Annotated in this window: 9 protein-coding genes; 3 read left to right on the plus strand and 6 right to left on the minus strand. The window is 70.8% G+C overall.

The features are described from left to right. Positions 1–186 precede the first annotated feature (186 nt). The 3 genes from ACZ6SD_RS32490 to ACZ6SD_RS32500 all read right to left on the minus strand — a co-directional run bounded on the left by ACZ6SD_RS32490 (position 187) and on the right by ACZ6SD_RS32500 (position 3,041). The gene (locus ACZ6SD_RS32490; protein ID WP_465320855.1) at positions 187–756 is read right to left on the minus strand and encodes a hypothetical protein; all 570 of its coding nucleotides are present in this window, start codon (positions 754–756) and stop codon (positions 187–189) included. 5 nt (positions 757–761) lie between these two features. Next, positions 762–1,145, minus strand: a complete 384-nt coding sequence (locus ACZ6SD_RS32495; RefSeq protein ID WP_465320856.1) for a nuclear transport factor 2 family protein — start codon at positions 1,143–1,145, stop codon at positions 762–764. Positions 1,146–2,294: 1,149 nt separating this feature from the next. Continuing rightward, a complete protein-coding gene (locus ACZ6SD_RS32500; RefSeq protein ID WP_465320865.1) occupies positions 2,295–3,041 on the minus strand; it encodes an SDR family NAD(P)-dependent oxidoreductase in 747 nt (248 codons plus the stop codon). 67 nt (positions 3,042–3,108) lie between these two features. Between ACZ6SD_RS32500 and ACZ6SD_RS32505 the strand changes: the two genes are divergently transcribed. Continuing rightward, entirely contained in the window at positions 3,109–3,735 is a 627-nt protein-coding gene (locus ACZ6SD_RS32505; RefSeq protein WP_465320857.1) for a TetR/AcrR family transcriptional regulator, read from the plus strand. 85 nt (positions 3,736–3,820) lie between these two features. Here the strand turns inward: ACZ6SD_RS32505 and ACZ6SD_RS32510 are convergent, their stop codons facing one another. Further along, on the minus strand, positions 3,821–6,094 hold the full coding sequence (locus ACZ6SD_RS32510) for a family 2 encapsulin nanocompartment cargo protein terpene cyclase (RefSeq protein ID WP_465320858.1): 2,274 nt from the start codon (positions 6,092–6,094) through the stop codon (positions 3,821–3,823). A 177-nt stretch (positions 6,095–6,271) separates the two neighbouring features. Here ACZ6SD_RS32510 and ACZ6SD_RS32515 point away from each other — a divergent pair, with 177 nt between their 5' ends. Next, a complete protein-coding gene (locus ACZ6SD_RS32515; protein ID WP_465320859.1) occupies positions 6,272–7,513 on the plus strand; it encodes an MFS transporter in 1,242 nt (413 codons plus the stop codon). 190 nt (positions 7,514–7,703) lie between these two features. Continuing rightward, positions 7,704–8,549, plus strand: a complete 846-nt coding sequence (locus ACZ6SD_RS32520; RefSeq protein ID WP_465320860.1) for a class I SAM-dependent methyltransferase — start codon at positions 7,704–7,706, stop codon at positions 8,547–8,549. 71 nt (positions 8,550–8,620) lie between these two features. On the opposite strand, the gene ACZ6SD_RS32525 is transcribed toward ACZ6SD_RS32520, so the two are convergent. Both ACZ6SD_RS32525 and ACZ6SD_RS32530 read right to left on the minus strand, forming a co-directional pair. After that, positions 8,621–8,797: a hypothetical protein gene (locus tag ACZ6SD_RS32525; protein ID WP_465320862.1), complete on the minus strand. Its 177-nt coding sequence runs from the start codon at positions 8,795–8,797 to the stop codon at positions 8,621–8,623. Positions 8,798–8,875: 78 nt separating this feature from the next. After that, a complete protein-coding gene (locus tag ACZ6SD_RS32530; RefSeq protein ID WP_465320863.1) occupies positions 8,876–9,604 on the minus strand; it encodes a Clp protease N-terminal domain-containing protein in 729 nt (242 codons plus the stop codon). Positions 9,605–10,063: the final 459 nt, after the last annotated feature.

Consider the following 10,063-nt stretch of genomic DNA (forward strand, 5'->3'; position numbering starts at 1 on the left):
GGGGGGTGTGGGTTTCTGTTGGGGGGGGGAAGGTGTCGCCTCTTTTCTTTCGTTTTTGGCACCCCCCCCCCCCCCCCCCCTTCTCCCCCCCCCCCTCCCCCCCCCCCCCCCCCCCCCCCAAGGTCGGGGGACGGTGGCTGTTGGCGTTCGTGGCGGGTGGTTGGGCAGCGGGCGGTCAGCCGGGAGTCATCTGCCTGTCAGCGCGACCTCCGTTTTCCTGGTGACCGCCGCCGTGGCCACGGCCAACGGGAGCAGGGCCGCGTGCGGGAGGTACTGCACGAGCGCCAGCACGGCCACCGCGGCCGGGCCGGTGAGGCCCAGCGCCCAGGCTCCCGCCCGCGTCAGGTTTCCGCGGGCGTGGGCGTCCCAGGCGCAGCAGGCTAATGCGAGCAGGGCCCCTGCGAGGGCGGCGGTCTCGATGGCGAAGCCGATCTCACCCGGGTCGCCGAACCAGTAGGTGAGCACGTCGCCCGCGAACGCGACGGCGAGCAGGCCGACGCATGCCGGGAACCACCGCGAGCGCACGCGCAGGGAGCGCAGTGCCAGCAAGGTGGTCAGGTAGACCACGGCGACCATGCGGCCGTAGAAGTGGTACGCGTCCAGCCCTAACCAGTCCGCGAAGGACACCGCCGGATCGGTCAGTGGAGCCAGAAGCCGGACCAGAGGCGACACTTCTGGTCCATTGTAGACAGCCGACTGGATGGGGGTGAGGATCACGGCGAGCGCCGCGCCCGCCGTCGTCACGGTTCGGGACATGGCGGTCACGACCAGAAGGCGTCGACGGTGGCCTGGTCCCGGTTGTGGAACCAGACCCGCCGGACGCGGCCGTGGTGGATGTCGAGCAGGTGCAGGGTGGGATTGGCCAGCGGCGGTCTGCCCGGCCGCACGGCGCGGGTGATGGCGTACACGGCGGCGTGGTTGTCGCCGCCGAGGAAATCGATGACCTCGGTGTGGGCGCCGCCGGGAGCGATGGCGGCCGAGGCCGCCAGGAACTCGGCGATGCCCGCCACGCCGACGTAGTCGCCCGCCGCGGGATGGTTTCCTGGCACGCGGAGGAGCACATCCGGCGCGACCAGACTCGCCACAGTGGCGGAGTCCTCCGCTTCGATGGCCGCGTAGAGGCGGCGGGCAAGAAACGCGTTCATGCTGTTCTCCTGGGATTTCGACTGTCATGGAACAGAACACCGGCGCGGCGGATCGGTTGCGCCCGCGCCAATGGGGAACTTCAACTTCGCGGCGCCAGCGGTTTCGGGGCGTCTCGACGCCGTCGACACCCGCCCGCGCAAGGCGACCGACCCGCCACGGCATGCTCGCAACCCTCATGGGTCACCCAGCAGCGCAACGGATTTATCGCGGCCGCACTGACCCGCGACTTCACAGAGCAATGCCAACGGCTTCAGGCATTTCCACCGCCACCACCCGCGCAGAGCAGCCCGAAACACCGCACCACCAACACAACGAACCTGTCACCACCGCACCGCTGCGCGACCTCGACTTCACTGCGCCAACGGCATCCCGGCATCTCGACCGCCACCGACACCTGCCCGCGACCCGACACACCGCGCCACCAGCACAACGAACCTGTCGCCGCCACACCGCTGGTGCGACTTCAACTTCGCGGTGCCAACGGCATCCCGGCATCTCCGCCGCCACCGATACCCGCCCACTCAAGCAGCCCGACATCGCACCACCAGCACAACGAATCTGTCATCACCGCACCGCTGCGCGACTTCACCTTCGCGATGCCAACGACTTCCTGGCATCTCGACCGCCATCGACACCGCCCGCGCAGAGCAGCCCGAAACACCGCACCACCAGCACACGAACCTGTCACCACCGCACCGCTGCGCGACTTCAACTTCACAGCGCCAACGGCATCCCGGCATCTCCGCCGCCACCACACCTGACCGCGGTCCGACACACCGCGCCACCAGCACAACGGACCTGTCACCACCGCACCGCTAGGCGACTTCAACTTCGCGGTGCCAACGGCATCCCGGCGTCTCTCGACCGCCACCGACACCTGACCGCAGCCCGGCACACCGCGCCACATGCGGCGACGACCTGTCGTCGCCGCACCGATCAACAACATCGCTTCGCGGTGCTGGCGGCGTCCGGGCGGCTTGGCCACCGTCGACATCCGCCTGCTCAGAGCGACCCCGACAGACCGCGCCAGCGGCGCCACGGACCTGTCGCCGCCGTATTGGGCGACTTTGACCGCGGTGCCAATGGCTTCCGGGCGGTGCGGCTGCACGTTCAGGGCGGTCCGAAACACCTCCGCGATCCGCGACCTCTCAAGCGTCGCGTAGTAGGGCGTCGGCGCGGCGGGGTGCGATGCGGTGCAGGACAAGGAAAGTCCTTGCCCGGCCAACGTGGATTTCGGTGCGGTCGGCGCGTAGGCCCGCGAGGAGTTCCGCTGCGGCGGCGGCCGGGGTGATCTTGGCGGTGCCCCTGCCCGCGGTCATCGGGGTGTCGACCAGGGGGAGCATCGCCTCCACGACGGCCACGGTGGGGGCGTCGTGGTCGAGTTGGTAGCGCAGGGCCTTGGTGAACGCGCGCAAGCCCGCCTTCGCGGCCGCGTAGCCGGGGGCGCTGCGCTTGGGTGAGACAGCCAAGGCCGTGGACACCGTCACCACCGCGGCGGCGGGCGCGGCGAGCAGGTGCGGCAGGGCGAGGGCGGTGAGCTTCATCGGCGCGACGAGGTCGGTGGCGATCTCGGCGTCGACGTCGGCGAACAGGGGGCCGGGGTCGCGGCCGACCAGGTCGTAGGTGAGTTGCACGGCGGCGTTGTGCACCAGCAGCGTCAGCCCGCCCAGCGCCTCGGTGGCGGTGTCCATGAGCCGGACCAGGTCGCCCTCACGGGTGAGGTCGGCGGGGATCGCGTGCAGGCCGGGCGACTCGGCCGCGGTCTCGGCCAGGCGGTCCGGGTCGCGGCCGCAGATCGCCACGGCGGCGCCTTCGGCCAGGAGTTGGCGGGCCAGGTCCCGGCCGACGCCGGAGGTGCCGCCGGTGACCAGGGCTTTCACGGAAGGAAGGTGCATCACCACTCCAAGGTATCACTCGTTAACGTAACGAGTGATACGTTAACCCATGTTGTAGCCTTGTCAAGTGCCAGAGACCACAGAACGCCGCCGCCGGGCGGCCAGGGGCGAGGGCGGGCGACTGCGGGAGCAGATCGTCGTCGCCGCCGCCCGGCTGCTCGCCGACAGCGGTGACGAGGACGCGGTCTCGATCCGGGCGGTCGCCGACGCCGTCGGGGTCACCCCGCCGTCGATCTACCGCCATTTCGAGGACAAGTCCGCCCTGCTGCAGGCCGTGCTCGACCGGCTGTTCGGCGACATGGAGGTCGCGCTGGCCGACGCCGCCGAGCACGAGCCGAGCCCGGTGCGCAAAGTCCTCGCCCACGCCCGCGCCTACCTCGACTACGGCCTGCTCGAACCGGGCCGCTACAAGGTGCTCTACGAAGGCCGTGTCCTGCCCACCCTGTCCACACCGGACACTGCCGCGCTGGACACGACTCCCGGCCGAAGCGTCCTGACCGGATCGGTCGACGCGCTACGGGAAGCCATGCGCGCCAACGAGATTCCCGAAGCCGACCCGTGGCGGCTGGCCGTGGTCATCTGGCAGATCCTGCACGGCGTGGTGTCGATGCGGATCAACAAGCCGCGATTTCCCTGGGCGCCCGCCTGGGAGGACGCGGAGTTCGCGATCCGGTCGGTCCTGCGCCTTCCCTGACCAGACAACGAGAAAACGAAGATGGCCCGGAAGTCGACGGCGGGCCAGCCGTCGACTTCCGGGCCGTAGCAGAGATTAGCACCGTCTAGTGGGTGTGGACCCCCACCGCCGAGTTCGCCGAGACCGGTCCCCGCAGCGGCACGATCCGCGCCGACGCGGTGCCCAGGCCGCTGGGGCCGCGCAGCCGCTGCGGCGTCGGCGCCGATTCGGCCGCGCCGGGGCTGTCGGCGAAGTGCTTGCGCAGGTGCGGCTCGTCGTAGCGCAGGCAATCCTGGTGCCACACCAGGATTCCCGACATCCAGTTCTGCAACTCCTCCGCGTATCCGCTGAGCGTGGCGCGGGCCTCGGTGCTCAGGTCGAGGTCATCGAACAACGCGGGCAGTTCCACCTCGACCGCGTGCTCGAACTGGCGCATCCGGCCTTCCATCAGGTCGCCGACGATCTTCATGGCAACCTCGGGGCCGCAGTCGAAGAAGTTCTGCACGACCAGCACGAGGTTGTGGATCTCGCCCTCGAACTGGATCTCCTTCTGGTAGGAGAACACGTCGTTGATCATCCAGCCGTAGTCGGTCGCGGCGAGTTCCAGCGACTGGACCGCCCGGCTGCGGTACACCTCCTGCGGCACCGTCTTGCCGTGCCCGATCCGGCACAGGCTCTTGGTCAGGTCCGACCCGAAGGTCTTGCGGCGCATCTCGATGTAGTCGACCGGGTCCGGGATGCGGTTCTGGTACTGGTTTCCCAGCTCCCACAGCCAGCTTTCGGTCATGTCGTCAATGGCCCGGCGGAACGCCCGCCGCGCGTCCGGCGCCATCGGCCCCGCGGTCCGCTGCCACAGGTCCGCGAGCCCGCGCTCCAGCGCGTTCACCGGGGCCGGGGTCGCCTCGCCGTCCAACGGCATGAACTGCGACAGCCGCTCGGTGCACACCCGCGCGCCCGCGTAGTCCCCCGTCCGGCCGAACACCAGCGGGTAGTAGTCGTCGCCGTAGGTGCCCCACACCAGCCATTGGGTGGACACGTCCAGCGCGTCGGGCTCGGCGTCCGGGTGGATGCCCGCCGAGCACAGCGCGAGGTCGTAGGCCCGCGTCTTCTCCTCGTCCCACAGGCCCGGCACCTCATCGATGATGCCCACCTCGCGCGACCACAGCACCGCGTTCTCCCGCGACTGGGCCAGGTGGGGGCTGAGCCGGGACTTGAACGGCATCCGCAGCGGCGGGTGCGGCACCTGGCCGACCCGCTGGAACGGCACGTAGGTGAACGACCGCGCCCGTTGCCGGTGCGTCATGGCCAGTGACCGGGCGATCCGCGCCGCCGAGGTCCCCAGGCCCTGCGGCCCGCCGAGGACGCCGGTGCCGGGCGCGCCGCCGTTGTTCATGTAGCGGCTGGACCGCATGTGCCACTCGTGGCCCCCGGACTGCCAGTCCTGCAAACCCTTCACGTAGGCCAGCACGCCGAGCCGGGACGCCGGGTCGATGGCGTGCTCGTCCAGCAGCGGCGGCACCTCGGTGAGCGCGGTGTGCTCGAACTGGTGCAGCCGCGAGGTCAGCAGGTCGTTGACGGCCTCGGCCGCCTCCTGGGTGCCGATGTCGAGGAACTTCTCGAACACCAGCACGCCGTTGCTCAGCTCGCCCTCGTCCAGCACCTCGCGCTCGTAGGAGAACAGGTCGTTGCGCAGGTGCACGCCATCGGCGAACGTGTCGCGCAGCACGTGCATCGGGCGGCTGGAGGCGATGACCGCGGGCACCTCGGCGCCGACCGCGTGCTCGACCAGGTTCGCCGACCAGGGCGCGCCGCCCACCTTGCGGCGCATCTCGATGTACTCGATCGGGTTGGCCAGCCTGCCCTCGTTGATGTTCGCCAGTTCCCACAGCGACTCGTCCAGCAGGTTCTTCGTGCTCTCCACGAACCGCCGCCGCCAGTCCGCCGACATCGGCGGGGTGGTGCGCGTCCACAGGTCGGCCAGCCCGCGCTCGACCGGGTTCGTGGGCGTCTCGGTGATCGCGCCGTCCACCGGCATGAACGCGCGCAGCCGGTCGAGGTACTCGCGGGCGGCGGTGATGTCGCGGGTGCGCTTGAACAGCTCCAGGAAGTGGTCGTCGAAGTAGAACACCCAGACGTACCAGTCGGTGATCAGGTCCAGCTCGGGGCCGGGGGCGTCGGGGTGGGTGTAGGAGCACAGCAGGGCGTAGTCGTGGGCGTCCAGGTCGTCCTGGGTCCAGATCACCTTGCCGTTCTGCGGCACGTCGATCATGTCCATGTCCCTGGCCCACGCCCGGCTGTGCACGCGGGCGCCTTCCAGGTTCGGGTTCAGCCTCGCCGGGTAGGGCATGTAGAACTCGGGCAGCTCGAAGGGCTGCGGCATCGCACGCACCCGACCTTTCCTTGTGGTACGGCCCGGACCGGGTGCAGAAAACCAGCGTCGGCGGACGCGGGCCAAGACCCCCGAGGCGAATCCACCCGATCGGTACGGCCAAGATCGTCCGCGCCCACTCACAGTGGCCGCTGGTCATCCGACCTTTGGTCTGTACGCTCGGTCGGGATGCCCGAAGCGAGCACTGAGACCAGGATCAGCCGACACGCCCGCGCCGCCGTGGCCGGTGTCTTCTTCACCAACGGCGCGCTGTTCGCCAACGCGATTCCCCGGTTCCCGGAGATCAAGTCCGCCCTCGACCTGACGAACACCGCCTTGGGCGCCGCGCTGGCGGCCTTCCCCCTCGGCGCGCTCATCGCGGGCCTGTTCGCCTCGGCGCTGATCAACCGCTTCCGCTCGGGCCGCGTCGCGGCGCTGGGCATCGTCGCCCTCGCCGCAGCCCTGCTGCTCATCGCCACGGCCGCCGACTGGGCCATGCTCGCCGCGGCCATGTTCGTCGCGGGCGCGCTCGACTCGGTGGTCGACGTCGCGCAGAACACCCACGGCCTGCGGGTGCAGCGCCGCTACGGCCGCTCGATCGTGAACTCCTTCCACGGGCTCTGGAGCATCGGCGCGGTGTTCGGGGGGCTCATGGGCTCAGCGGCGGCCGGGCTGTCGGTGCCGTTGCCGATCCACCTGCTCATCTCGTCGGTGCTGTTCAGCGCGGTCGCCCTGGTCTGCCACCGGTTCATGCTGCCCGGCGGCGAAGACGCCGAACGCGTCACCGAGGGCCAGGACGCCGCCGGGGCCGACAGCCACAGTTCCGCGCCCGCGACGCCGCGCCGGTTCCGCGGGGCCGCGCTGCGCCTGCTACTCGCCCTGGGCGTCCTGGCCAGTTGCGGCGCCATCGTCGAGGACGCGGGCGCGTCCTGGGGCGCGCTGTACCTCACCGGGTCGCTCGGCGCGGGCGCGGCCACCGCGGGCCTGGCGTTCGTCGCGCTGCAGACCGCGATGACCGCGGGCCGCCTGCTCGGCGACCGCGCGGTGGACCGGTTCGGCCAGCGGCGGGTCGTCCGCGTCGGCGGCGCCCTCAGCACGGTGGGCATCGGCGCCGCGCTGGCCCTGCCGTCCGTCCCAACCACCCTGGTGGGCTTCGCCCTGGCCGGGCTGGGCGTGGCCACCCTCATCCCCGCCGCGATGCACACGGCCGACGAGGTGCCGGGCCTGCCCGCTGGCGTGGGGCTCACGGTGGTGAGCTGGCTGCTCCGCGTCGGCTTCCTGGCCTCCCCGCCGCTCATCGGCTTCATCGCCGACCACACCAGCCTCCGTGTTGGCCTGCTGATCGTCGTCCTGGCGGGCCTGACCATCCTGGCGCTCGGCCGCGTCATGGTCGACCACACACCCCGACCAGCGGAAACGCCCCTCACCTGAATCGCCCTCGTCCCGGTGTCTTTTCCACCCCCTTCCGATCACCTCTCCTCTCACTTCGCCACCCCCAATCGGGTCACCATTTACCCGTTATCTTGATAGCTCATAGTAGCTAACCGATCCATGAAAGGAATGTGTTGCCAAAACGGCAAGGTTTCTTGGCTTATCGGCCAAAGCGAGCCACCATCGCGGCATGGCACACACCACGCACGACTTCGACTGGGCCGCCATGGCCGACCGGCTCGAACGCGAGGCCGACCTGTTCCAACCCGTCTTCACCGACACCGCCGAGTGGGCCCGCTCGGTCGTGCCGGACATCCGCCGCGTCTACGACGTCGCCAGCGGACCGGGCGGGGCCGCGCTCGCCTTCGCCAGCGCGTTCCCCTCGGCGGAGGTGGTCGCCATCGACGGCGCCGCCCCGCTGCTCGACCGGGCCCGCGACCGCGCCGCCCGGGAGGGCCGCACCGTGCGCACCCACCTCGGCGACCTGCCGGACTGCCTGGCCGACCTCGAACCGGCCGACCTGATCTGGATCAGCCGGGCCGTGCACCACGTCGGCGACCAGCAGGGCGTCCTCGACGCGCTGGCCCGGCTGCTGCGGCCGGGCGGCGTGCTGGCCGTCGTGGAGAGCGGGCTCCCGATCCGGTTCCTGCCCCGCGACATCGGCATCGGCCGCCCCGGCCTGCTCGCCCGCGTCGACGCGGCGACCGAGGCGTGGTTCACCGAGATGCGCGCGGGCCTCCCGGACTCGGTCGCCACGGTCGAGGACTGGCCCGCCCTGCTCGCCCGCGCCGGACTCGTCTCGGGCACGGTCCGCGGCGTCCTGATCAACCGCCCGGCGCCGCTCGACCTGCCGACCCGCAAGATCCTGCTGGACAGCCTCAAGCAGATTTTCGACCACGCGGGCGACCTGTTCGACGCCGAGGACAGGTCGACCCTCGCCGTCCTCACCGACCCCGACTCCCCCGAGGGCATCCTGCGGCGGCCGGACGCCTTCTACCTCGGCGCCGTCACGGTCTACACCGGACAGGCGAGCTGAGCCGACTGGGCCACCCCGGAGCGTTCCGGGGTGGCCCAGCCCGCAGGAGGTCTGTCTTGCCGCTGGAGACCTCAGAGGAAATGCCCACCGCCACCGAGGTCCGCCGGGCGCCGCCCGGCATGGGCGAGCGCGGTCCGCTCCGGCAGTTCCCCGCCGCATACCGCGACGACCGGCGCGCCTCCGTCCTGCGCGCTTTCGCCGAGTACTCCCCCGCCGCGACGCTCGTCTTCGACGTCGACTTCGGCCACACCGACCCCCAGGTCGTGCCCCCTACGGCGCGCCCATCCCGGTCGACAGTCCAGCGCATTACCGTGACCTACTGCGACCTACTGGTTTGTCGCCTGCACCTTCAGCGCGCCGAGGGTCTCGACCACGGCCGCCTCCGTGGTCGCCTTGTCGAGCCCCAGGCCCGAGAGCACGCCCTCGCCCGCCTCCAACTCCAGCAGGGCGAGCAGGATGTGCTCGGTCCCGACGTAGTTGTGGCCCAGCCGCAGAGCCTCCCGGAACGTCAACTCCAGCGCCTTCTTGGCGCCCGCGTCGAACGGGACCAGCGCGGGCACCTCGTCCGCCGCGGCGGGCAGCGTCGCGACCGCGGCATCCCGGACCGCGACCAGCGACACGCCCTGCGCGCGGATCGCCCGCGCGGCCAGTCCTTCCGGCTCGGCCAGGAGCCCCAGGACGAGGTGGCTGGTCGTGATCTCCGGGTTGGCCGCGGTCCTGGCCTCCTCCTGCGAGGTGATCACGACGTTGCGGGCCCGGGTGGTGAAGCGCTCGAACCCCTGGGCGGGGTCGAGACCGGGGTCCTTGGCCACGAACCGCTTCTGCGCGGCCTGCTTGGTGACGCCCATGCTCGCGCCGATGTCCTTCCAGGACGCTCCGGAACGGCGGGCCTGGTCGACAAAGTGGCCGATCAGGTGGTCAGCGATCTCACCGAGGTGGTCGGCCGCGATCACGGCGTCGGCGAGCTGGTCGAGGGCGTCGGTGTGGGCCTTCTTGATGGCCTCGATCAGGTCGTCGAGGCGAACCGGGTTGGTCAACTGGACTGGATTCGTCATGCGTCAACCATAGGTTGACCACCACGTGGTCGTCAACCAAGAGTTGACGAAATCCGGCCGGTCCTACGGGAAGGACCGGCCGGTCGACAGTGAGAGGTGACGAGCAAAGGGCGTGGCCTGCTGTGGGATGTGGCCCGGCTAGGCCGGACACGCAGGGCGTAGGTCGCGTGTCCGGCCCGTACCCGCGGTCAGCCCACCATTCGGGTGACCCGGGGCCCGGAGCCGGTCGGCCGCCTGGTCAGACGGGCGCCCGCTCCGATCGGAGTGGTGCAGGGTCCTCTGAGCATGCCGCAGCCGCTTGCCCCGCGCCCATCCCAAAAGTGCATAGTTCGGCGTTATAGGGCTCGGGGGGGGGGGGCGGGGGGGGGGGGGGGGGGGGGGGGGGGGGAGGGGGGGGGGGGAGGGCGGCGCCGCAGGAGAGCGCGGGCCTGCTCTCTTTTTCGCTCTTCAGTCCGACAA

Source organism: Actinokineospora sp. NPDC051303, from assembly GCF_055586285.1.

Bases quoted from the DNA above. Each gene is read 5' to 3' on its own strand.
- ACZ6SD_RS32520 (WP_465320860.1), top strand. From the start codon at position 7,704: ATGGCACACACCACGCACGACTTCGACTGGGCCGCCATGGCCGACCGG.
- ACZ6SD_RS32530 (WP_465320863.1), bottom strand. From the start codon at position 9,604: ATGACGAATCCAGTCCAGTTGACCAACCCGGTTCGCCTCGACGACCTG.
- ACZ6SD_RS32495 (WP_465320856.1), bottom strand. From the start codon at position 1,145: ATGAACGCGTTTCTTGCCCGCCGCCTCTACGCGGCCATCGAAGCGGAG.
- ACZ6SD_RS32515 (WP_465320859.1), top strand. From the start codon at position 6,272: ATGCCCGAAGCGAGCACTGAGACCAGGATCAGCCGACACGCCCGCGCC.
- ACZ6SD_RS32510 (WP_465320858.1), bottom strand. From the start codon at position 6,094: ATGCCGCAGCCCTTCGAGCTGCCCGAGTTCTACATGCCCTACCCGGCG.
- ACZ6SD_RS32500 (WP_465320865.1), bottom strand. From the start codon at position 3,041: ATGCACCTTCCTTCCGTGAAAGCCCTGGTCACCGGCGGCACCTCCGGC.
- ACZ6SD_RS32490 (WP_465320855.1), bottom strand. From the start codon at position 756: ATGTCCCGAACCGTGACGACGGCGGGCGCGGCGCTCGCCGTGATCCTC.